Annotated in this window: 26 protein-coding genes and 1 pseudogene; 5 read left to right on the forward strand and 22 right to left on the reverse strand. The window is 56.8% G+C overall.

The genetic code is table 11. The features are described 5' to 3' along the window. Positions 1-162: 162 nt before the first annotated feature. Genes EL361_RS08105 through EL361_RS08115 form a run of 3 tightly spaced genes read right to left on the reverse strand, consistent with a single transcriptional unit; the run spans position 163 to position 1,790 of the window. Entirely contained in the window at positions 163-1,101 is a 939-nt protein-coding gene (locus tag EL361_RS08105; protein ID WP_126378364.1) for a carbohydrate kinase family protein, read from the reverse strand. 18 nt (positions 1,102-1,119) lie between these two features. After that, a complete protein-coding gene (gene cutA / locus EL361_RS08110; protein ID WP_126378366.1) occupies positions 1,120-1,449 on the reverse strand; it encodes a divalent-cation tolerance protein CutA in 330 nt (109 codons plus the stop codon). Between the two features lie 20 nt (positions 1,450-1,469). Next, positions 1,470-1,790, reverse strand: coding sequence for a hypothetical protein (locus EL361_RS08115; protein WP_126378368.1), 321 nt, complete (start codon positions 1,788-1,790; stop codon positions 1,470-1,472). Between the two features lie 220 nt (positions 1,791-2,010). On the opposite strand from EL361_RS08115, the gene upp reads away from it, so the two are divergent. From upp to EL361_RS08140, 5 genes are all read left to right on the forward strand, one after another. Next, the gene (gene upp / locus EL361_RS08120; protein WP_126378370.1) at positions 2,011-2,637 is read left to right on the forward strand and encodes a uracil phosphoribosyltransferase; all 627 of its coding nucleotides are present in this window, start codon (positions 2,011-2,013) and stop codon (positions 2,635-2,637) included. Between the two features lie 62 nt (positions 2,638-2,699). Continuing rightward, complete coding sequence (locus EL361_RS08125; protein WP_126378372.1) at positions 2,700-4,034, forward strand: uracil-xanthine permease family protein; 1,335 nt, start codon at positions 2,700-2,702, stop codon at positions 4,032-4,034. Positions 4,035-4,047: 13 nt separating this feature from the next. After that, on the forward strand, positions 4,048-5,061 hold the full coding sequence (locus EL361_RS08130; protein WP_126378374.1) for a GDP-mannose 4,6-dehydratase: 1,014 nt from the start codon (positions 4,048-4,050) through the stop codon (positions 5,059-5,061). Between the two features lie 104 nt (positions 5,062-5,165). Continuing rightward, entirely contained in the window at positions 5,166-7,007 is a 1,842-nt protein-coding gene (locus EL361_RS08135) for a bifunctional homocysteine S-methyltransferase/methylenetetrahydrofolate reductase (protein WP_126378376.1), read from the forward strand. 137 nt (positions 7,008-7,144) lie between these two features. After that, positions 7,145-7,555, forward strand: coding sequence for a hypothetical protein (locus tag EL361_RS08140; RefSeq protein ID WP_126378378.1), 411 nt, complete (start codon positions 7,145-7,147; stop codon positions 7,553-7,555). 264 nt (positions 7,556-7,819) lie between these two features. Here the strand turns inward: EL361_RS08140 and EL361_RS08145 are convergent, their stop codons facing one another. From EL361_RS08145 to ccmA, 19 genes and pseudogenes are all read right to left on the reverse strand, one after another. Then, complete coding sequence (locus EL361_RS08145; protein ID WP_126378380.1) at positions 7,820-8,032, reverse strand: heavy-metal-associated domain-containing protein; 213 nt, start codon at positions 8,030-8,032, stop codon at positions 7,820-7,822. 167 nt (positions 8,033-8,199) lie between these two features. After that, a complete protein-coding gene (hisA, locus tag EL361_RS08150; RefSeq protein WP_126378382.1) occupies positions 8,200-8,931 on the reverse strand; it encodes a 1-(5-phosphoribosyl)-5-[(5-phosphoribosylamino)methylideneamino]imidazole-4-carboxamide isomerase in 732 nt (243 codons plus the stop codon). After that, positions 8,928-9,578 carry a hypothetical protein gene (locus tag EL361_RS08155; RefSeq protein WP_126378384.1) on the reverse strand — a complete coding sequence of 217 codons (651 nt, stop codon included), beginning with the start codon at positions 9,576-9,578 and terminating at the stop codon, positions 8,928-8,930. Before EL361_RS08155 ends, hisA begins: the two co-directional genes overlap by 4 nt. Next, positions 9,578-10,165, reverse strand: coding sequence for an imidazoleglycerol-phosphate dehydratase HisB (gene hisB / locus EL361_RS08160; RefSeq protein ID WP_126378386.1), 588 nt, complete (start codon positions 10,163-10,165; stop codon positions 9,578-9,580). Before hisB ends, EL361_RS08155 begins: the two co-directional genes overlap by 1 nt. A gap of 120 nt (positions 10,166-10,285) precedes the next feature. Next, positions 10,286-11,032 carry a twin-arginine translocase subunit TatC gene (tatC, locus tag EL361_RS08165; RefSeq protein ID WP_420810704.1) on the reverse strand — a complete coding sequence of 249 codons (747 nt, stop codon included), beginning with the start codon at positions 11,030-11,032 and terminating at the stop codon, positions 10,286-10,288. A 251-nt stretch (positions 11,033-11,283) separates the two neighbouring features. Next, positions 11,284-11,607 (reverse strand): Sec-independent protein translocase protein TatB, encoded by a 324-nt coding sequence (gene tatB / locus EL361_RS08170; RefSeq protein ID WP_232034908.1) that lies wholly within the window; start codon positions 11,605-11,607, stop codon positions 11,284-11,286. Between the two features lie 96 nt (positions 11,608-11,703). Beyond that, entirely contained in the window at positions 11,704-13,263 is a 1,560-nt protein-coding gene (gene guaA / locus EL361_RS08175) for a glutamine-hydrolyzing GMP synthase (protein WP_126378391.1), read from the reverse strand. A gap of 17 nt (positions 13,264-13,280) precedes the next feature. Next, on the reverse strand, positions 13,281-14,795 hold the full coding sequence (gene guaB, locus EL361_RS08180; protein WP_126378393.1) for an IMP dehydrogenase: 1,515 nt from the start codon (positions 14,793-14,795) through the stop codon (positions 13,281-13,283). Between the two features lie 51 nt (positions 14,796-14,846). After that, complete coding sequence (locus EL361_RS08185) at positions 14,847-15,554, reverse strand: ABC transporter ATP-binding protein (protein WP_126378395.1); 708 nt, start codon at positions 15,552-15,554, stop codon at positions 14,847-14,849. Beyond that, positions 15,547-16,335, reverse strand: a complete 789-nt coding sequence (locus tag EL361_RS08190) for an ABC transporter ATP-binding protein (RefSeq protein WP_126378397.1) — start codon at positions 16,333-16,335, stop codon at positions 15,547-15,549. Before EL361_RS08190 ends, EL361_RS08185 begins: the two co-directional genes overlap by 8 nt. Continuing rightward, a complete protein-coding gene (locus EL361_RS08195) occupies positions 16,319-17,356 on the reverse strand; it encodes a branched-chain amino acid ABC transporter permease (protein ID WP_126378399.1) in 1,038 nt (345 codons plus the stop codon). Before EL361_RS08195 ends, EL361_RS08190 begins: the two co-directional genes overlap by 17 nt. A gap of 9 nt (positions 17,357-17,365) precedes the next feature. Beyond that, positions 17,366-18,201: pseudogene (locus EL361_RS08200) on the reverse strand (branched-chain amino acid ABC transporter permease). Between the two features lie 210 nt (positions 18,202-18,411). Beyond that, positions 18,412-19,560 (reverse strand): ABC transporter substrate-binding protein, encoded by a 1,149-nt coding sequence (locus EL361_RS08205; protein ID WP_126378401.1) that lies wholly within the window; start codon positions 19,558-19,560, stop codon positions 18,412-18,414. A gap of 289 nt (positions 19,561-19,849) precedes the next feature. Continuing rightward, a complete protein-coding gene (locus tag EL361_RS08210) occupies positions 19,850-20,500 on the reverse strand; it encodes a tetratricopeptide repeat protein (protein WP_126378403.1) in 651 nt (216 codons plus the stop codon). Beyond that, complete coding sequence (locus tag EL361_RS17355; RefSeq protein WP_338031077.1) at positions 20,493-20,705, reverse strand: CcmD family protein; 213 nt, start codon at positions 20,703-20,705, stop codon at positions 20,493-20,495. Before EL361_RS17355 ends, EL361_RS08210 begins: the two co-directional genes overlap by 8 nt. A gap of 85 nt (positions 20,706-20,790) precedes the next feature. Next, a complete protein-coding gene (gene ccsA, locus EL361_RS08220; RefSeq protein ID WP_126378405.1) occupies positions 20,791-21,480 on the reverse strand; it encodes a cytochrome c biogenesis protein CcsA in 690 nt (229 codons plus the stop codon). Further along, positions 21,464-22,057: a hypothetical protein gene (locus tag EL361_RS08225; protein WP_126378407.1), complete on the reverse strand. Its 594-nt coding sequence runs from the start codon at positions 22,055-22,057 to the stop codon at positions 21,464-21,466. Before EL361_RS08225 ends, ccsA begins: the two co-directional genes overlap by 17 nt. 4 nt (positions 22,058-22,061) lie before the next feature. After that, positions 22,062-22,736, reverse strand: a complete 675-nt coding sequence (locus EL361_RS08230) for a heme exporter protein CcmB (protein ID WP_126378409.1) — start codon at positions 22,734-22,736, stop codon at positions 22,062-22,064. Continuing rightward, entirely contained in the window at positions 22,733-23,395 is a 663-nt protein-coding gene (ccmA, locus tag EL361_RS08235) for a heme ABC exporter ATP-binding protein CcmA (protein WP_126378411.1), read from the reverse strand. The genes EL361_RS08230 and ccmA overlap by 4 nt, the downstream gene beginning before the upstream one ends.

Genomic DNA, 23,395 nt, shown 5'->3' on the forward strand with positions numbered 1-23,395 from the left:
CGTATGCGAGGGATCGCCTACCTCTTGCTCCGACTCGCAAACAGCTCAAAAGTGTGCGAAGGCAAGGCGCGGGAAACGATCGGGGCCGAAGCGTACCTTTCTCGTACGTGAGGGTCCGATCGTTTTCCGCAACGCCACAAGCGTGCGCTTTTCAGCGGTTTGCTACGGACGAGGCCCGAAGTTGTCCTCATAAGCCGTCCAAAATTCATCCTCACTGAAATGATGCTCCTGAGTGCCGAGCTTTTCCACGCTCCACTTGGCGCAGGCCGAACCCACATAAGCGGCCTTGGCCAGGGGCAGGCCCATGGACAGTCCCTTGAGCAGCCCGGCGCGATACGAATCACCCGCACCGGTGGGGTCGACCACGGCTTCCAGCTTGGCTGTGGGCACCTCGGTCACGGTTCCGTCCTCAGCATACACCACGGAGCCCTTTTCGCCGAGGGTCGTTATCAGGTTTTTGGTCTTGGCCTGAATCTCATCGCGGGACAAACCAGTGGCCTTGACGATCATCTCCAACTCATAGTCATTGGAAATCAAGGCCCAGGAACCGTCGATGCACTCGGCCATATCCTCACCCGCAAGGGCTGTGATGTTCTGCCCGGGGTCAAAGATGTACCTGAGGCCCATCTGCTTGTACTTCCTGGGCAACTCCACCATATCCACCAGATTGCCGGGAGAAACGATGGCGATATCCTCGTCCACATTCACGCCGTTGAATTCGTAACGACAGCGCTCGTTCATGGCACCGGGGTTGAAGCAGGTAATCTGATTGTCGGACATATCGGTGGTGATGTGACAGTTGGCGGTCAATTCACCGTCCACCATATGCACGCCTTCCATGGGCAGATCCAAATCAGTCAGGCGCTTGTGGTAATGGTCAAAATCCCAACCCGCAGAGGACAGGATCACCGGCTTTTCACCAAGCAGGGCCAAGCTGTAGGCGATGTTGCCCGCAGTGCCACCAAAACGCTCGGTCAGGCCATTGCCCACGAAGCAGACATTGAGAATATGGATCTTGTCGGCCAGGATATGGTCCGCAAACTTACCAGGAAAGCTCATGATCCGGTCAAAGGCCAGCGAGCCTGAAACATAAATCTTCATCGAATCTCCTTTGAAATTTCAAACACTCTCATCGGGGTGTGTCTCACCCCGTATCCAATCGATAAAAGAGGGACTGCCACCCGTCACGGGCACAGCCACCACGCAGGGTTCGTCGTAGGAATGCAACTCCCGAACTGTGCGGGTCAATTCATCCAGGCGGTCTTCCCAGGTCTTGGCAATGAAGGCAATCTCGCCTTCATCCTGAACCTTGCCATCCCACCAGTAGAGACTGCGAATGGGCCCCAAAATATTCACGCAGGCTGCCAGCCGACGGGTCACGAGTTCGCGCCCGATACGCCCGGCTTCATCCGCATCCACAGCGGTCATGTAGACAACTACCGGCGACATGTCCAAGTCCTCCATTGCGCCTACTGCCCCTCGGGGCACACCGGAGCACTGCCCTCGGGCAATATCCACAGCCAATCCACGATCAATTGCTTCTGCTCAGGCCCCACGGGTGCGCCCTTGCCGATCATCCGGGTCACGGTCTTGTCCCAGCCATCCTTGCCCTTGCGCCCAAGAGACTCACAGATTCGCCGGGTGTCGTGGCACAGAATGCAGCGCTCCATGACCAGGGCTGAGGCCTTGGCATCGCTGGAGGTAACGGCCTCGCCAGCGGCCAGAGCCACAGGCAAGGGAACCAGCGCACAGAGGCCCATCAGGGCTATCCCAAACAGTATTTTCACCATCGATCCTCCAGCCGGATGTCCTCCCCATCGCCAGGCGTCGCCCCTCGCGGCAGGTGTCGGAAAAAAAATGTCACATTAATTTCTTCAATGACGTCGAGTATTCAGCTTGAAAAACAGCCCTTCCCAGCACCGGGAGGGGCTTGACCCGAAGCCAAGGTTACGGGTATTCGCAAGGGGATTTGAGATCATAACAATCCCTTGAATTATATAAGGAGTTAACATGCCCGTACATGTTGTAGACCATCCCCTGGTGAGGCACAAGCTCGGCCTGTTGCGTCAGGATGGCCTGTCCACAAAGGACTTCCGCCAACTCTCCAACGAGATCGCCCGCCTGCTGACCTATGAGGCCACCAAAGACCTCGACACGGACAAGCGCATCATTCAGGGCTGGGCCGGAGACGTCGAAGTGGACAATATCCACGGCAAGACCCTGACCGTCGTTCCCATCCTGCGTGCGGGACTGGGCATGATCGACGGCGTGCTGGACATGATCCCCGGAGCCAAGACCAGCGTGGTCGGTTTCTATCGCAATGAAGAGACCCTGCAACCCGTGGAATACTACGTGAAGCTTGCCAAGAACATCGACAGCCGCATGGCTTTGATTCTTGACCCCATGCTCGCCACTGGCGGCACACTGATGGCGACCATCCAACTCCTGAAGGACGCCGGATGCAAGCAGATCCGTGGCCTGTTCCTGGTCGCTGCCCCCGAAGGCCTTGAGCGACTGGAAAAAGAGCATCCCGATGTGGATGTCTATGTCGCAAGCGTGGATGAACGCTTGAACGAAGTCGGATACATCCTGCCCGGCCTTGGCGACGCAGGCGACAAGATCTTCGGCACCAAATAGCTACCTGGCGGGGCATTTGCCCCGCTTTTTTTTGACGTCCGGACTATAGATACTAGGAGGAGATGATGGCAGCAACGGACTATTCCTTCCGCCTGAAAGACAGCCTGCTCGGTGCGCAGATGCTGTTCGTGGCCTTTGGTGCGCTGGTGCTGGTTCCGCTTTTGACGGGACTGGACCCCAACGTAGCCCTGTTTACTGCCGGAGCGGGAACCCTGCTCTTCCAGGCGGTGACCAAACGCCAGGTGCCTGTATTCCTGGCCTCGTCGTTCGCATTCATTGCCCCCATTATCTATGGTGTGCAGCAGTGGGGCATCCCCGCCACCATGAGTGGTCTGGCCGCTGCGGGCGTGTTCTACATGGTGCTTTCCGCCCTGATCAAGATCAAGGGTTCCGCCGTGCTGCACAAGATCCTGCCTCCCATCGTTACCGGCCCGGTGATCATGGTTATCGGCCTGATTCTGGCCAAGGTGGCCATCTTCATGGCCGTAGGCAAAGCCGGTGACGGCTCGCTGATCCTGGTCGCCCCCAAGGTGGCACTGTGGGTCTCCATGGTCTCGCTGGGTGTAACCGTTGCCGTCTCACTGCTTGGTGGCCGGTTTCTGCGCCTGATCCCCATTCTGTGCGGTATCGTCGCAGGCTACGCGCTCTGCCTGATCTTCGACATGACCGGCTACACGGCCTCGGCCCTGGCCGAGTTCAACGCCGCACGCGCAGCTCAGGAAGCCTCCGGCGCCGCCCTGATGACCAGCTATGCCGGTGCAAACCTCGTCGATTTCAGCAAGGTCGCCGCCGCACAGTGGCTGTCCATCCCCAATTTCGTGACACCCGAATGGAACTGGAAGGCCGTGGCCTTCATCGTGCCCGTTGCCATCGCCCCTGCCATTGAGCATTTCGGTGATGTGCTGGCCATCGGTTCCGTGACCGGCAAGGACTATCTGAAATCCCCCGGTATCCACCGCACCATGCTGGGCGACGGATTAGCCACTACCCTGGCTTCGTGCCTGGGCGGACCTCCGAACACCACCTATTCCGAAGTCACCGGCGCTGTCGCCCTGACCAAGGTCTTCAACCCTGGCATCATGACCTGGGCCGCCATCACCGCTATCCTGCTGGCCTTTGTGGGCAAGTTGGGTGCAGTGTTGTCCAGCGTCCCTACCCCCGTCATGGGCGGCATCATGATCCTGCTGTTCGGCGCCATCACCGTGGTGGGCATGAACGCTCTTGTCAGGGCCGGTAAGGACCTGATGGAGCCCCGCAACCTGTCTGTCGTGGCCATCATCCTGGTCTTCGGCATCGGCGGCATGAGCTTCGGAACTGCGGACTTCAGCCTCGGCGGTATCGGCCTGGCTGGCGTCACTGGAGTCTTGCTGAATCTGATTCTGCCCGGTAAGGATTAACCCGGAGGAAAGCATGAGCTTCTACCAGGGTAAAAAGATCCTCATCACCGGCGGGTGTGGTTTCATCGGTTCCAATCTGGCAATCAGATTGGTGGCCGAAGGGGCCGACGTCACCGTGGTCGATTCCATGATCGACGAATACGGCGGCAACATGCACAACATCGCCCCCGTGGCTGATGACATCCGGCTGAACATCTCGGATGTGCGCGACCAGGTGGCCATGCGCTATCTGGTGCGCGACAAGGAGATGATCTTCAACCTCGCCGGGCAGGTCAGCCACATCGACTCCATGCATGACCCGTATACGGACCTGGAGATCAATGCCAAGGCGCAGCTGGGAGTGTTGGAGGCCTGCCGTCACAACAACCGCGATGCCCGCATCGTGTTGTCCAGTACGCGTCAGATCTACGGCAAGCCCCAGTATATGCCCGTGGACGAGAAGCACCCGCTGGACCCCGTGGATGTCAACGGTATCAACTGCATCGCAGGCGAGTGGTATCACCTGCTCTACCAGAAGGTGTACGGCATCCCGACTTCGGTCCTGCGCCTGACCAACACCTATGGCCCTCGCCAGCTCCTGAAGCACAACCGTCAGGGGTTCATTGGCTGGTTCATCCGGCTGGTGATGCAGAGCAAGGAAATCCAGCTCTACGGCGACGGCTCCCAGCGCCGCGATCTGAACTACGTGGACGACGTTGTGGATGCACTGCTGCTGGCAGGCGAGAAGGACGAAGCCGTGGGCGAGGTCTATAACCTCGCTGGCGACGAGCCCATCTCCCTGAAGGATCTGGTGGAAAAGATGGTCACCATTTCCGGGCGAGGCTCCTACAAACTGGTGCCCTGGCCCGAAGAAAAGAAGAAGATCGACATTGGCGACTTCTACGGTGACGGCACCAAGATCAAGAATGCTCTGGGTTGGTCCCCAGCCATTGGCGTGGACGAGGGCCTCAAACGAACATTCGAGTTCTACGAGGACTGCCTGGAGCAGTACCTGTGCGAGACTGAAGGGCACGTCTGCAAACCCTGACCCGGACACTATGAATAATCAAAGGCCGTCCCTTTCGGGGCGGCCTTTTTTATCGCCAACCGCCCGCCCTTTGCTCCCGGGCATGAAAAGGATACAACCCTGGCATGCGACAGAACCTGATTACCGAACTCTCCAAACGCGTTATCCTGGCCGATGGAGCCATGGGCTCGCGACTCTTTGACAAGGGCGCGGACCCCACGACCTGTTTCGACCTGCTCAATCTGGACAATCCCGCGTTAGTCAATGCCGTACACACCGAATACCTGGATGCCGGGGCTGAAGTCCTTGAAACCAATACATTCGGGGCCAACGCCATCAAACTGGAAGCGTATGGCCTGGCGCATAAGGTGAGCGAACTGAACATTCGTGGGGCTGAACTGGCCCGCAAAGCCGCCGATACAGCCACGGGCCATGTCTGGGTGGCCGGGTCCATGGGGCCGCTGGGCCGGATGGATGAGCCATTGCCCGACCATCGCGTGACCGAGGTCTACACCGAGCAGGCCAAAGCCCTGGCCGAGGGCGGTGCCGACGTCCTGATCATCGAAACCTTCCCCAGGCTTGAAATGCTACTGCTGGCCCTGGCTGCCGCCAAGGAGGCCACAAACCTGCCCGTGGTCACGCAGATGGTCTTCACAGGCCAGGGCGGCTCACTCTCGGGCCAAAGCCCACAGGACAGCTTTGCGGCGATGATTCAGGCCGGGGCCGATGTGGTGGGCATCAACTGCGGAATGGGTCCCCAGGGTGCGCTCAAGGTACTGAGGCGCTCTGGGACACCGGAGAAACCGTTGTCCGTCATGCCCAACGCAGGTTTCCCCGAGCAAAGCGGTGATCGCCTGCTCTACAACAGCTCCCCGGAATATTTCGCCACGGCGGTCATGCGCTGCGTCAGTTTGGGCGCACGGCTGGTGGGCGGATGCTGTGGCACTGGCCCCGCACACATCGCCGCCCTGCGCAAACTGCTGGACGAGCGGGATGCCTCCGCACCCCTGCGAACCCTCCAGACAACGACCGCGACTCCATCTCAAGCCATGCCTTTGGCGGACCTGCCACCAAGCGAATTCTCGCGCAAGCTGGGCACAAAAAAGATGGTGCTGGTGGAAATTGATCCGCCCAAGCACCTGGACATCACCCCCGCCCTTCAGGGAGCAGAAGCTCTTGCCAACGCAGGGGTGGACGCCATCACCGTGGCCGAAAACCCCTTGGCCGTCCCGCGCCTGTCCAACATCACTCTGGCGGGCATGATCCGCCGCCGCACCGGTGCCGAAGTGGTGGTGCATCTGACCGGACGCGACCGCAACCTCGTAGGCACGCAATCGACCGTCATGGGCCTCGCCGCACAGGGCTTGCAAAATGTGCTGGCCGTGACAGGCGATCCGCCTCCCGCTGGTTCGGACGATGTGATCAAGGGCGTGTTCGATCTGCGCTCCTTTGAACTGATCGAACTGCTGGAGCGTTTCAATCAGGGGGAAAACCGCCACGGCGACCCCATGCGTATGCGGGCAGGCTTTGCCATTGGAGCGGCATTCAACCCCAACACCAAGAATCCGGCGCTACAGGTCAAGCGCATGGAACGAAAAATCGAATGTGGGGCGCGCTATTTCCTGACCCAACCCGTCTACACCCGCGGAAAAGTGGACGAGGTCGTGGCCCTGACCCGACACATCGACACGCCCATCCATCTGGGGATCATGCCTCTGGCCAGTGCGCGCAATGCCGAGTTCCTGCATAACGAATTCCCGGGCATCACCATCCCGGACGATATCCGGGCCAGAATGCACGACGCCGGAGACAATGGCGCACAGGTCGGCGCAGACATTGCCTGGGAGCTGATCGAATACGCCTGGGATCATTTTGCAGGAATCTACATCATGCCCCCCTTCAACCGCACAGCAGTGGCACTGGATCTTGTGAATCGACTCAGGGACAAAGGGTTGTGGACTCCATGACCACCTCTTAACAAGAAAATCAATATACGGCGTTTCCCTTAGGGATTCGCCGTTTTTTTTATTTCTGACACATTGCCCGGCATGAAGCTTTCATGTATTCTGTCGTAAAGGGAAAATATGACAGGTGGAGGCCCACCATGATCTCCAAAGAAACATTCATTGCCTGGCTGTATGAGCACGGCAAAATCACCGCTGATCTCGAATTTGATATCCACGACTGCTTCGATGCCGCCCTTGATGCAGCTACAGAAGCACTCGCTAACATGCCGGGAATCGGCATCATGTCTTCCAAACGCAGGCTAGAATCCTTCTTTGCGGTCTGCCGTTATTTGGATGACAAAATCGAAAAGGGATCTCTGGATCCCACAGAAGGGATGGTCGCCCTGAACATCCTTCGGGTTTTGTCTCCAGCTTTCCGCAAGGCCATTACTGAATTCGACCACCAGGGGCCAAACACCCCGCCTGAACAGCGCGAAGCCTTGCCTCAGATTGCCCGGGATTATCTGGACGCCAGCAGAGATTTGTCCGCACCACTGGTTGCGGGATGATACTGACGCAAGAGGGTCAAGCCCGCTCCGCTTCACGCGGGGCGGGCTTTTTTTGTGTCGAATTGCAACCATGCACTGGCTGAATCAGAATAAAACCCAAAGCCAAATACGCGATTTCTCAGCCACCTAGCTACCCGTGGTCAACCGGAGGCGAAAACAGTCCATGTATAAAAAGCCGCACCCCAGTCAGGAGGCGGCTTTCAATAATCATTTATACGCAAAAGAACATCTCATCCTTTGCGGCGACCGGGGTAGTGCCCCGTACTAATCTTCGGTGTATTCACCCACCTCGAAGCCGATGGCCGTGATGGCCGCCTTCAACTGCTCCTCGGTTACGCTGTCGGGCGCCTTGAAGGTGGCGCACTTGTCTTCCAGACTGACACCGATATTTCGCAGGCCCTCGATCTTGTCCAGAGCCTCAAAGACCGATGCCGTGCAATGACTGCAACTCATGCCGTTGATTTCAAGCTTCTTCATGATCATCTCCTTGTCGTTGGAATGAAGATTCTCTGAAAAGCGCTCAAAAATAGTCAGATGCAAGGATCAAGAAAAACTCAAGATCGCAGCGTATTACACACATACGTAAGATGTTGAGTTTTTCGAAGAGACAAAGCAGATGGCTGTTTTTCAGCGTTTTTATTCAATCAGCCTTGGTCCACCAACCAATCATTGGCCTCAGTCAAAGACAAGGTGCCCGCATAGATGGCTCGGCCAGTGATGGCCCCTTCCAGACCTTTGGGACCCAGCGGATACAACGCCTTGATATCGTCCATATTGGTCACGCCTCCGGCAGCAATCACCGGGATCGTCGTGGCCTCGCAAAGCTTTTCCAGCCCTTCGACGTTCACGCCGGTCTGCATGCCGTCGCGGCTGATATCGGTATAGATGATAAATGCCGCACCCTGCTCTTCAAGGCGGGGCAACACATCAAATACGGTCTGACCGGAATCTTCGACCCAGCCCTTGGTCTTCAATTTGCCGTCCACGGCATCCAGAGACACTCCGATCTTGCCCGGAAACTCCTTGCACAGCAGGCCGAATTCCTCGGGGTCCTCAAGGGCCATGGTCCCGATAATCAAACGGGTCACACCGGCCTTGATATAGGCCTGTGCTGTGCGCAGGTCACGAATGCCGCCGCCGAGTTGAACGGGAATCCCGATCTCGGAACAAATACGCTTGATCAGATCAAAATTGGCAGGCAGTCCGGAAAAGGCTCCATCCAGATCAACCACATGCAGGTACTGAGCGCCCAGTTCGGCCCAATGCAACGCCATCTCCGCCGGATCATCGGCAAAGACTGTCACCTGATCGGCAAGGCCCTGTTTCAGACGGACGCACTGACCGTCCTTGATATCGACGGCGGGAAAAACAATCACAGTCCAAACTCCTTCACCCCGCGCTCCATGCCCTCTCGGGCGAGCTCAAGGGCTGTTATCCATTTTCCACCCCGGCGCACGAACTTGCCCGCGTCGAGGATATTTTCAGTCAGGGAAAGTTGCGTTTCCTCGAAGTGATAGCGAGCGGCGATGGACTCGTCTGCCACACTGATCAGGAACAGGTCCAGCGTCACGGATGCGGCGTTCTGCACCGACACCTCAGAGCCTTCACGCTCGCGCAGGTACGTCACTTGCGGCACCAGCAACCAGTCCGCCTCGACGCATTTGGCCACTTCCAGCCAATGCGCGAAAGCCGCAACAACCTTGCCCTTCGAACGCTCCAGAACCAAAGTCCGGCAGTGATCAACCTTGGCAGGCCTGATCCAAGCCTTGGATTCTCCCTTGGCCAAGGCGGCGGATAAACCAGCATCAAGCTCGTTAAGCACCTTGCGATCCATGTGAATCGGATTTTCTGGCAGATAACCCGCCATCAGATCGCGATTCGACTCCGGCTGAAAGAACCCGGCCACAGCCAAGGTTCCCGCAGGGCCTTCAATGACAGTATGCGGCCGCTGGCACGAAGCCAGCACAAACATCGCACACACCGCTAGCAGCGCGGCAGTGGCAACACGACGTAAATAAGTCATTAGTCCAGGCTCCCCTTGGTGCTCAGCACGCCTTCACGCCCCAATGCCATGGCCTGTCGTAGCGCGAGGCCAAAGCCCTTGAACGCGCTTTCCAGCAGGTGATGACCGTTACGGCCATAAAGGAAATTCACGTGCAGGTTCATCCCGGCGCGCTGCGCCACGGACTTGAAGAATTCGCGCCAAACGTCCTTCTCCTCGCCCGCGATGAGCGCCGGAACCGGCCCATCCTCGTACACGAGATAGGGCCTGCCGGAAATATCAATGCACACTTCGGTCAGGGCCTCGTCCATGGGCACCTTGGCATTGCCCACACGACCAATCCCGGCTTTGTCGCCCAAGGCTTCCGCCATGGCGTGCCCCAGCGATAGGCCGATGTCCTCCAGGCTGTGGTGGGCATCAATCTCAATATCACCCTTGCAGGTCAGCTTGAGATCCATACCGGCCCAAAAGGCCATCAGAGTCAGCATGTGGTCGGCAAAGCCCATCCCCGTAGCGATCTCGGTCTTGCCCGAGCCGTCGAGGTTCAACTCCACCGTAATGTCGGTCTCTTTGGTAGCACGCTCGTAGCGGGCATTCCGGGTGTTCATATTGACACTCCCGTCAGGTCTGTAAATTGTATCAGGAACAAAGAAAGATGCACGTTTTTTTCCATGCAGTCAAAAAGAACGGCCGCGCTAAGCGCGGCCGTTCCCAATAATTCCGTAGAGCTAGGCTACCTCTTCGGCAGACTCTTCCTCATCCTCGGGCACAGGCTTCTTCTTGCCGAAGAAGTGCGCAGCCAGAATACCAATCTCATACAGGATGATCAGCGGACCAGCCATCATGCCCTGGGAGAACGGATCCGGTGGGGTCAGCATGGCGGCAACCACAAAGGCCATCAGGATGGCGTACTTGCGTTTGCTCCGCAGCCCCTTGGCGTCCACGATCCCCAACCGTGCCAGGAAAAAGATAACCAGTGGCAATTCAAAGGAAATACCAAATGCAAACAGCAACTTGATGGCCAGGGACAGGTACTCCTTGACCGAGGGTAACAGCTTGATGGACTCATTCTCGAATCCGGCAAAGAATTCGAAGGCAATGGGGAAGACCTTGAAATAGCCAAAGCACGCACCGCCCACAAAGAACAAGGCCGTAAACAACGCAATGGGGGCCACCCAGCGACGCTCTTCCTTATACAACCCCGGAGCAACAAAGGCCCAGAATTGATAGAAGATAAAGGGACTCATGGCAAAGAAACCGGCGATGGCCGACAGCTTGATGTAGGTGATAAATCCTTCAGCTAGTCCAGTGTAGATGAGCTGCTCGGTTTCACCCAGTACGCTTTTGAGCGGGATGATCAGGTAACCAAAAAGATGTTCGGCAAAGGCATAGCTTGCGCAGGTACCGATGATGAACGCCAGCGCGGCCTTGGTGACTCGCTTGCGCAGTTCATCCAGGTGGTCCAGAAGCCCCATTTCCTGAAGCTCGCCCTCTTCTTCCTCTTCGGAGTCGGCATCGGAGGCTTCGGAATCAGAGGCAGCGTCGTCGGCAGCAGCGCCCAACTGGGCAACTTCCTGTTCGTCCATCTCTGCCTGGGCGGTGTCCTCGGACTCTTCAAGTTCAGGATTCTGTTTGTCGTCGCTCATGTGTGTCCGCGGGGTGAGAGAGAGGGTTAGCTGATAGTTACAAGAACTCTCGTTTCAGGTCGTACAAAAGCCACGATCAACTAGGCTTCCTTGGAGGCCGTAGCCGCAGGTTCCGGGGTCACGTCCATAGCTTCGACAGTCTTGGCAGCGTCACCAGCGTCAGCATCAGAACCGGACTTTTCCTGCATGGAGGCAGCAGCGTCCTCGGCCATGAGTTCACTCTTGGCCTTGACCTTCTTCTCCTGGCGCTCGACCTTGTCCACCTCGGTGTCGATGGTACGCTTCACATCGGCGCTGACGCGCTTGAACTCACCAAAGGCCTTACCCATGGAGCGGGCCATCTGCGGAAGCTTTCGGGGACCAATGACGATCAGTGCCACCACAAAGATGACAAGCAATTCCATCGTGCCGATTCCAAACATGATTCACCTTGGGTTAGCAGAAGTTCAGGGCGGGCCTCACGGCCCGCCATCAAAACATATGTGAAGTCGGCTTGCAGCCTATTCCCACTCGATGGTTCCCGGAGGCTTCGAGGAGATATCAAACACAACCCGGTTGACTCCCTTGACTTCATTGATGATGCGGTTGGACATCTTCGCCAACACCTCGGAAGGCAGGCGGGTCCAGTCCGCAGTCATGGCATCAAGACTGTCAACGACGCGTAACGCCACCACATTTTCATAGGTACGGTCATCACCCATAACCCCGACGGTCTTCAAGGGCAAGAGAACAGCGAATCCCTGCCAGACTTTTCGGTACCAGTCGGAGGCATGCAACTCGGTCTGCACAACCTTGTCCGCACGGCGCAGAATGTCCAGCCGTTCCTCGGTAATCTCACCGATGATGCGGATGGCAAGGCCGGGACCGGGGAAGGGATGACGCCAGATGATGGAATCGGGCAGGCCCAGTTCCACGGCCACGCGCCGAACCTCGTCCTTGAACAGCTCACGCAGCGGTTCCACAAGCTTGAGCTTCATGGTTTCAGGCAGGCCACCCACATTGTGATGACTCTTGATGACTGCGCTGGGGCCACCCTTAAAGCTGATGGACTCAATGACGTCAGGGTACAATGTTCCCTGAGCCAGGTATTTCACGTTCTCGATCTTGGCGGCCTCGCGGTCGAAAATCTCGATGAACTTGTAGCCGATGATCTTGCGCTTTTTCTCGGGATCTTCGACGCCAGCCAGCTCTCCGAGGAACTCGTCCTGGGCCTGAACCCAAATCAGATTCAGATCGAAATGCTCACGCAGGTAGCCGATGACTTCCTCGCCCTCGTTCATCCGCAGCAGGCCATTGTCCACAAAGATGCAGGTCAGGCGCTTGCCGATGGCCTTGTGCAGCAGCAGGGCAACCACGGTGGAGTCGATGCCGCCGGAGAGGCCGCAGACCACGTGCTCGTCCTCACCAATGGCTTCACGCAGCTGAGCCACATTGGAGTCCACAAACGAACTCATGGTCCAGTCCGGAGACAGACCAGCCACCTTGAACAGGAAGTTGGACAGAATCAAACTGCCGTCATCGGTGTGCGCCACCTCGGGGTGGAACTGCAGGCAGTAGATTTTCTTGGCGGCATTGGCCATGGCAGCCACGGCCACGCTGGGGGTCTGGGCCACGACTTCAAAGCCCGGGGGCGGCTCTTCGACATGGTCTCCATGGGACATCCAGACGTTGTGAACATCCTGTTCCTTCAGGCCATCCCACAGGGGGCAATCGCCATAGGAGGTGATTTCCAGCTCGGCGCGGCCGTATTCACGGTCCTCGCTGGCGGTGATCTTGCCACCCAGATTGTGAGCCAGAAGCTGCATGCCATAGCAGATACCCAGCACGGGCAGACCCAGCTCTAGCACACCCTGCTGCAACTCGGGGGAATCCTCGCCCAGCACGCTGGCCGGTCCACCGGAGAAAATAATAGCCTGAGGATCGCGGGCCTTGATCTCTTCCAGGGACGCCTCGCAGGTCAGGATCTCGGAGTAGACTCCGGCCTCGCGCACGCGGCGTGCGATCAGCTGGGTATACTGGGAGCCGTAGTCCAGAATGACGACGCTGTCGGTATTACTCATAATTCAAATTCCGTATGTTAGTAGGAATCCACTCGATAGTTCGGTGCTTCCTTGGTGATGATCACATCATGCACGTGGCTTTCGCGCAGACCGGCCGGTGAAATCTGGGTAAACTGCACCTTCTCTTCCATCTCGGCGATAGTGTGGCAACCGGTGTAGCCCATACCGGAACGGATACCACCCATCAACTGATAGATGCTGTCGGTCACGGTGCCCTTGTAGGGGACACGTCCCACGATGCCTTCGGGCACCAGTTTTTTGGAGCTGTCGGACAAACGCTCACCGGTCTGACGCGCCATGTCTTCCTTGTCTTCGCTGGCCTGCTTCTCCTGGAAATAGCGGTCGGAGCTGCCTTCGCGCATGGCATCAATGGAGCCCATGCCACGGTAGATCTTGTACGTCCGGCCTTGATAGAGAATGGTCTCACCAGGGCTTTCCTCGGTCCCAGCGAACATGGAGCCCATCATGGCCGAGTTGGCACCAGCGGCAAGGGCCTTGACGATGTCACCCGAGAACTTGATGCCACCGTCTGCGATAAGGCAGCGGTCGGCTTCGCGACAGGCTTTGGCGGCTTCCATGATCGCGGTGATCTGGGGCACGCCCACTCCGGCCACTACACGAGTTGTGCAGATGGAACCGGGACCGATACCAACCTTGACGGTATCCGCGCCAGCCTTGATCAAGGCCTTGGCACCTTCATAGGTTGCCACATTACCTGCCACCAAAGCGACATCGGGATAGGCACTCTTCACGGCGGCAACGGAGCGCAGAATGTTCGCAGAATGACCATGGGCTGAATCCAGCACCAGGAAATCCACACCGGCCTGAACCAGCGCTTCTGCGCGTTCGTCACGGTCTCCGCCCACACCAATGGCAGCACCCACGCGCAGGCGACCATGATCGTCCTTGCAGGCCATGGGGTACTTCTTGATCTTCTCGATATCCTTGATGGTCAGCAGGCCTTTCAACTGGCCTTGTTCAACAACCAGGAGCTTCTCGATACGATTCTCATGGAGATAGGCCTTGGCCTGTTCCAGAGTGGTGCCCACGGGCACGGTCACCAGATTGTTGGAGGTCATCACGTCGCGCACCAGAATGTCCGAATCGGTAACGAAACGCACATCGCGGTTGGTGAGGATGCCTACCAGCTGGTCACCCTTGACCACGGGCAGTCCGGAGATCTTGTAACGGGCCATGACGAGCAAAGCCTCGGCTACGGTGATCTCGGGATCGATGGTCACAGGGTCCAGAATCATGCCGGACTCGGATTTCTTGACCTTTTCCACTTCCAGACGCTGCTGTTCGATGGTCAGGTTCTTGTGAATTACGCCGGCTCCGCCCTGGCGCGCCAGCGCAACGGCCATCTCGGACTCGGTCACCGTGTCCATGGCCGCACTGATCAGCGGGATGTTGAGCTTCAAACCGGGGGCGAGCCAGGTACTCACATCCACGGCATCGGGCAGTACTTCCGAATAAGCAGGAAGCATCAGCACGTCGTCGAAGGTCAGGCCTCGATGGGCGATCTTCTCCATGAATCTCTCCGTTGGCGCATGCGCCGATTACAATATTCCAGGAGGGTCGCTCTACTCTTCGCCAAGGTACGCAGCGCGCACCTTGGGGTCGTTCAGGAGCTCCTCGGAGGTCCCCTCCATGATCACCTCGCCAGTAGCGAGTACGTATGCCCTGTCAGCTGCGGCCAAAGCCATCTGTGCATTCTGCTCAACGAGCAGCACGGTGGTTCCGGTCGAGTTGATTTTCTTGATAACCTCAAAAATGTTCTCCACCACGATGGGCGCCAGGCCCAGGGATGGTTCATCCAGCAACAGCAGCGCAGGCCGCGCCATCAGGGCCCGGCCAATGGCCAGCATCTGCTGCTCACCACCGGACAACGTACCGCCGTGCTGTTTGCGGCGCTCGGACAGCACCGGGAACAGCTCGTAGACCATACGCTTGTCCTTGACGACAACGTCCTTGTCCTTGCGCAAATAGCTGCCCATGAGCAGATTCTCTTCCACGGTCAGCGCCGGGAATATCATACGCCCTTCGGGGACCTGGGTCACGCCCATGGCGACAATTTTATCGGTGGAAACCTTGGTGATATCCTTGCCCATGAAGGTGACGCTGCCTTTCTTGGCCCGGGTCACACCGGAGATACTCATGAGCGTCGTGGACTTGCCAGCGCCGTTGGCACCGATCAGGGTCACGATCTCACCCTCGTTGATCTCCAGAGAGACGCCCTTCAAGGCATGAATGCTGCCATAATATGTATGAATATTATCAACTTTAAGCATTGGCGGCTCCCCGTCCCAGATAGGCTTCGATCACCTTCGGATTCTCGCGAACGGACTTGGGACTGCCCTCGGCAATGAGCATGCCGTGGTCCAGCACCACCAGTCGCTCGCAGATGGTCATCACCAGTTTCATGTCGTGCTCGATAAGCACAACAGTAATGCCCTCATTCAGAATATCCTGAATGAGGCTGATGAGCATCTGGGTTTCCTGGGGGTTCATTCCAGCGGCGGGTTCGTCCAGCATGATCAGCTTAGGCTCCGTGGCCAGGGCTCGTGCAATCTCCAGACGACGCTGGTCACCATAAGACAGACTGGAAGCACCACTGAGCGCATCCTTGCCCAGGCCAACGAACTCCAGCCAACGCATGGCAGAGTCAATAATCAACTGTTCCTCGCGCTTCTGGGATGCCGTGCGAATCACAGCGCCGAAGAAATTGGACGAAGTCCGACAGTGACAACCAAGACGCACGTTGTCCAACACGGTCAGATCATTGAATAGCCGGATATTCTGGAAGGTGCGGGCAATGCCCAGCTTGGTGATTTTTTCAGGCTTGAAACCATTGGTCACGATATTCGTGCCCGGTTCCGGGCTGAAGACCACCTGACCATCGGAAGGGGTATAGACCCCCGCAATGCAGTTGAACATGGTGGTCTTGCCTGCACCGTTGGGGCCGATGAGGCCCAGAATCTCGCCCCGGCGAACTTCATAGTCCGCCTCGGCCAACGCCATCAGGCCACCGAAGCGCTTGGTGACGCAATCTATTTTAAGAATCGGATCCACTTGCGCCTCCATAAGTCTGACTAAGTCGCTTTCCCAATGCCACAAGCTGTGGGTTGGTCTTGCTGCTCGATGCAATGGCCGGGAAGAAGCCCGCAGGCTTGAAGCGCATGATAAACACCATGACCAGACCATAGGCCAGGAAGCGGGTTTCCGGAGGCAATCCCAAGACAGGAAGCATCTCACGCAACACCTCGCCCAGAGTGACCATGATCACGGCACCAATCAATGCGCCGCGCAGGTTACCCAGACCACCGAGAACCACCATGCACAGGACCAGGAAAGACTCCCAGAATTTGAACATGTCAGGCGAAAGGAACAGGTGCCAGCGAGCAAAGAAGGAACCACCAACAGCTCCAATGGCTGCGGAAATGGCAAAGGCGATGACCTTGTAGTTCAGGATATTCACGCCACAACTGGCAGCGGCCAGCGGGTCTTCGCGAATGGCGAACCAGGCTCGTCCAAGACGTGAATCCTCCACCCGTTTAAGGAGGAAATACACACAGGCCACCATGATAACCGCCAGATAGAAATACGGAGCTTCACCATCAAAATACCAGAACCAGTCAGGATTCAGGAATTCGAGGTTCAGGCTCACAGGCTCGATGCCGGGCAAGCCAAGCGGGCCACGGGTCAGCCAGATTTCGTTCGTCAGGAACAGCACCACCAACTCCGAGAAGCCGAAGGTGACGATGGCAAAATAGTCGCCGGTCAGCCGTAGCGTTGGCGCACCGAGCAATGTCCCCCACAGCGCTCCATTGGCAGCAGCCAGAGGAACAATCAACCAGAACGACATGCCGTAGTGCACGGTCAACAGGCCAGAGGTATAGGCCCCGATACCGAAGAATCCGACGTAGCCAAGATCCAGCAGGCCGCAAAAACCCGGGACGATATTCAGTCCCATGGCCAGAACCATGTACACCATGACCAACGTCATGACGTGCAGGAGATAATCATTGCTGAATGGCGCCAGAGGATAGATCAGAGCCGCGATCAGAAAAACAAGAAAGAGTTTACGCTGCATGTCGTTCCCCTATGCCTTGTCTACAACGGACTTGCCGAGCAGACCAGAAGGTTTGAAGAGGATGACCGCGATCAGCACCGCATAGGCGACACCATCACGATACAGCGACGAGACATAACCGGCACCCAAGGCCTCGGCAACACCCAGGACCAAGCCACCCAGCATGGCGCCCGGAACCGAGCCGATACCCCCAGCACCGCAGCCGCAAAAGCCTTGACTCCCGCAACGTAACCCATTGTGGGATATAATGTATTGTAATAGACGGAGACCAAAATGCCCGCCATGGCACCGAAGGCCGAGCCAAGGGCAAAGGTAAACGAGATCACGAAATTGACGTTGATGCCCATCAGAGCGGCAGCGGTCTTGTTCTGCGCCAGGGCGCGCATGGCCGTGCCGATCTTCGTGTAGGTGATGATGAAGAACAGGCCCAGCATCATCACGATGGTGACCGCAAAAATAAAGACCTGCAGCCAGGTCAGATACACATCACCCATATTCAATGCCGTCTCGTTCAAATAAGCGGGCACGGCATCCTGCACAAACGGCAGGGAGCGGCTGCCCCAGATGACCATGGCAAGGTTTTGAAGGAAGATGGACATACCGATGGCCGTAATCAGTGCGGCCAGGCGAGGTGCATTGCGTAGTGGTCGATAAGCGACGATATCCAGCAGGATACCCATCACCGCGCAACAGCCCATGGCCATGACAATGGCCAGGTAAAACGGCACCCCAAAAACGGAAATGAACATCACACAGAAAAATGCGCCAAACATATAGATCTCGCCATGGGCGAAGTTGATCAATTCAATGACACCGTAGACCATGGTATAGCCGACGGCGATCATCGCATAGATCACTCCCAAGGTGAGACCGTTCACGAGTTGAGGCAGGAACTGGTCTAACAAGAGGACACTCCGAGATAATCGAGGCTAGGCGGGCAGGGGATCACCCACCGGTTTCGGGATTCATACGCTACTCTGCCCGATTAATAAATAAAGAAACAGGCTGGGGCTAAGCCCAGCCTGTCTCGCTTATCGTCGATGCGACAGCTCTGATTAGAGCTGCTTGTCGGCGGTGGCAAATTTGCCACCCTTGACCATCTTTACGAAGGCAGATTTCTGGGCGTCGCCATGCTCATTGAAGTAGGTCAGACCAGAAGCACCGGTGAAGCCCTTTTCGGGAGTCGTCATAGCCGCCATGTAATCGCGGATTTTGGTGCGGTCGGTACCGGCCTTTTCAATAGCCTGGAGCAGGATGCCTGCGGCGTCATAAGCGTTGACGCTCATGTAGTCAACATCACGCTTGTAGCGAGCGGTGAAGGTCTCGATGAACTTCTTGCCGATGTCGTTGGCAGCATCAGCTATGAACGGAGTGGTCAGGTAGGTATTCTCGGAGGCATCACCAGCAAGCTTGATGTAGTCGCCGTTGTCCAGGCCATCAGCACCGAACTTCACGACATTCATACCAATTTTCTTGGCCTGGGTGGCGATAAGTGCGCCCTCGTTATAATAACCAGAAATAAAGATACCTTCAGGAGAAGCACCCTTCAGCTTGGTCAGCTGGGGGGTGAAATCGGTGGTACCCTTGACGTAGGCCTCCACGCCCACGACGTCCATACCAAGAGCCTGGGCTTCGCCCACGAAGGCGTCCTTCAGGCCGATGCCGTAGTCGTTGTTCTCGTAGAACACGGCAACCTTATTCAGGCCCAGGGCCTTGTTGGCGTACTTGGCCAGGAACTGGCCCTGGTAATCGTCACGGTAAACATCACGGAAGGACCAAACGACCCCCTTGCGGTCCTTGTTCAGGTCCGAAATGGTGACGTTGGTAGCGGTGGGGGAAATAGCGGCAATACCCTTGCGCACGTAGGTGGGCAGTGCGGCCAAATGAGCGGAGGAACACAGGTGACCGACGATACCGACGATCTCTTCGTCACGGGCAATCTTGGTGGCCACGGTGGCGGCTTCCTTGGGGTCGCAAAGCTCGTCCATCCAGACGACTTCAACCTGAGCACCATTGATTCCGCCAGCGGCGTTGACTTCGTCAACCTTGATTTCCACACCGGCTTTCACGTTGTCGCCATAAGCGGCGGCAGGTCCGGTGAAGGGGGACGCACAAGCGATTTTAACGGTTTTTGCAAATGCGGGTGCACTCATCAGCGCGATCACGCAGGCCAGTAAAATGGCTTTCCACCATCCATTCCTCATTTGAAACCTCCACGAAAAGTTGATCCAACGGGGGGCGGTCCCCCGAAAGTGCCGATTACGCCCGGGATGGGCCGAAGGGGCCACCCGCCCCGCCGCATCGACACTTTTCTATCTCAGGAAAAAATAATTGCCATGAGGCTTACTCCATTGTCAAATCTTTAATCTATCCGTCGGGCAAACCAGTCTATTTTACTTTTTTTGTCAATCCACCCCCTCAAATACCCACAAAACGAAACAGCCCCGGAGGTTTTCCTCCGGGGCCGTCAGAAACCATGAGGTTCCATAATGCTTATTGATCGAGTTCCTTGATGGCCTCTTGAGCCTGCTTGCGAGTCTGTTCATCCACGCCCGCTGAATCGATCACGGATTGCAGATATCCGGCAGCCTTGGTTTTATTGTCCAGGAAATGTCCATACAAAATGCCCAGATTGTATTTGGACATCACATTGTCGGGCTCAAGCTCGAGAATCATCTCGAATTTTCCTGCAGCGTCTTCAAAACGCTTCAAGTTGAACTCGGTAATGCCCAACAGATTGAGCACCTGCACATTACTGGGCTCCACAACCAGGGCACGGGCCAACAATGCCTCCGCGCGATCCCAGGCCTGCATGCGCATAAACTGCTCACCCAGGGTATGCAGCGTGTGCACGTCCTTGGGGTTCTCTTCAAGCTTCTTCATCAGCTCGGTGATCATGCCCATGTCGCCCATGGGACTCTCATTGCTGTGATCCGCAGCCTGCTTCTGGCGAGGCTTCATGGTCATAGAGGGATGATCCGCCCGATAACCGACGGACCAGATCAGAGTGGCCGCAAGTCCGACCACGGCAATAAACAATACCAACTTTGCCCCGCCGGACAGAGAGGGCATCCGAGGCTCGCTGGCCACTTCGGCCTGCTGCTGTGCTTTACGCTCGGCTTTGATTTTCTGCTTTCTACCCATCGGAGAGCTGCTCCATTTGACGGATGCGGGTGTTCAGCCTGCGCTGCTGCGCGGCCAGGAAGGCCAGATATCCACCGACGCCGAGCCAGATGGCTATATTGGCGGCAAGTAAGTAAGTCTGGTAGTCCATCATATCCTCCTTTCTGCCTGCCGGAAGCTCCATATGAGCGTCACCGCCCCGGGCCAACTCACAGCCATAATGCATGCCTGACACACACTCTGGCTCCATTTGGCCCATTTCGTCATCGGGCAGGCTCTGGAATCAATCGTTCAACACAAATATTCTTGGCTCAGCCATCCACAGAAGCACGGGCCACTGCATCCAAACGTTCGGCCTGCCCGAGCTGTCGCGCCCGGAATGCAGTCATGGCCAGCCACAGCAGGCCAAAGGCTGCCAAACAGACAAACATGGTGGTCAGCATCTCGGGTTCCAGCCCGCCGCCTTCCCGCTTGAAGACCGAGGGATGGATACTGCGCCACATGCGTGCGGACAAGAACACCAGTGGCACATCCAGGAAGGCCACGATGCCCACCACAGCGGTCACGGTAGCGCGGCGTTCGCCGCCCAGTCCGCTAGCCCGTAAAATCAGATAACCGCAATACACGAACCACATGACCAGGGTGGTGGTCAGTCGCGGATCCCAGGTCCACCACACGCCCCAGGAGGCCTTGCCCCAGATCATGCCCAGCACGAGTGCCAAACCTGAGAACAAAACGCCCACCTCAGCGGCTGCGGCGCCTAGATTGTCCCAGAACGGGGTCCGTCGCGCCAGGAATCCGATGCCCGCGACAAACACCACCAGAAAGCTGAAGAGCGACCACCAGGCCAGCCCGATGTGCGGATAAAAAATCTTCTGGACCGGCCCCATGGTCATTTCCACCGGCGCATAAACCCAGATAAAATACTGAGCCACACAGATCATGATCGCTGCCAGTATGGATACGGGAGTCAGCCAGTTGCCGTCATCTGATTTCAACATGATCACTTCCTGACATAAATCCTTTCATTACAAACAATCGCAAGCCTGGCTTTACTGAGTTATCATCCCAAAACAATTTGTTTTGTATATGTCCCAGACTACTCACAATATAAAAAAGGGCAGAAGAAGCTAATAAAACATTTTTAAGGCTTGCGGCATCGCTCGAAGACAATCTGTCATGCTTCACAGCATTGTAAGACTTCCACCACTTTGGCGAATCATCCAAAGAAAAACCAGCCCATGGAAACAACGTCAGATGATGCCTAGGCATATATACTTTATCTGTCTCATCAAGTGGAGATTGAGGATTGAAGAGGCGATTATCATCATCAATCCAAAGATCCCGACTGAGCAAACATTTCTTATATTGACTTATCCCCTTAAACTCACTCTCTCCGCACAGTTTCTTACATAGCACCTTAAATGCTATATCAACTTCAGATCCAATAATGAGCAGTAGCCGAGCTAACTCATATGAAAAAACCTGCAAATTCCCTTCGCTAAAATCAACATATCTTGAGAACTGCAGCAAATCATTTTCAATAGCAAAAAAAGATTCACGCACTCCAAAAGACATAAAATTATTCCTCTCCACTATAGACGAAAGGAAACAAGAACAACGCCGCGCCGGAGAAAGCCGCGTCAAAGGCTCCGGCCAATCCTATCCAGCCGGAGACGTCCACATCCTCGCCCGCAAAGGCAACTCCAAAGACACGAACCCCGGCCATGAGCAAAGGCACCAGAAGCGGAAACAGGATCACGGTAAGCAAGCTCTCTTTTGCCGCCTGCCCCTGTGCCAGCGCACCCAGAAGCGCTCCCAGTACAACAACGCCCCAGTCCACCAACCCCAGCATGAGCAACATCTGGGGCAGAGAACCCTGCACGGACTGCCCCAAAAAAACCATGGCCGCCGGAAAAAACACCAACTGGGCCGTCATCAGCAGCAGCCAACCGGCCAGGGCCTTGCCCAACCAGATCGCATGCACGGGCACCGGAGACAACAAGAGTGCCAAACGCGTCCCGTTATGCTCTTCCAATCCGTACAGCGTATTGAAAATTAGGACCTGTGAGAACAGACTAGCCAGCCAAAACACACCGGCAGCGGCCTGCGGAGGCACCAACTCACCCGTGGGGCGCGCCAGACTGAACACAAAAATCAGGAGCAGTCCCAGCAACACAGGCTGGGCCAGGCCCACTCCACCGGACAAAATCAGGCGCAAGTCCTTTCTGGCTATCGCCAGGGCACCGCCGATCATGCGCCCTCCTCGGCCACGGCTCCGGTGGGCACATAGTCTGCCGCCGGACCAAAATATCCACAGCCCTTGCCGGCAATGGCAAACACCAGATCCGCCCGTTTCAAATCGCCGGACACGTCATGGCTGATCCAGACAACTCCCGCTCCCCGCTCACGCGCGCCCTCAATCTCGCGGTGCAACACGGCGGTGGAACGCTTATCCAGGCCGGTTCCGGGTTCATCCAGGAACAGCAAGTCGGGACGGGTCATGAACGCCCGGGCCAAAGACAAACGCTGAGCCATGCCCCGGGAGAAGCTGCCAGCCTCTTCAAAGGCTGCCTTCTTGAGCCCCACGCGGTCCAGGGCCTCCAGCATGGCTTTTTCACTTGTATCCAGGCCGTGGAGCCCGGCCCAGAAACGGAGGTTCTCCACGGCCGAGAGCTTTGCATAGATAAAGGTTTGATGGCCAACATAGCCCGTCTTCTCAGGTCCGATGTCCAAGCTGACCTCTCCGGTGGATGGACGTGACAATCCAGCCATGATCCGCAGCAACGTTGACTTGCCAGCGCCATTGGCACCCACCAGCAACAGCACGTTGCCAGCGGGCAGCTCCAGCGAGAGTTTCTTGAACACGAGCTTTGACCCGTAGAATTTGGAAACATCAGCCAACCGAATGAGCAT

Origin of the sequence: Desulfovibrio ferrophilus, assembly GCF_003966735.1 — a bacterium.
Taxonomy (GTDB): Bacteria; Desulfobacterota; Desulfovibrionia; order Desulfovibrionales; family Desulfovibrionaceae; genus Desulfovibrio_Q; species Desulfovibrio_Q ferrophilus.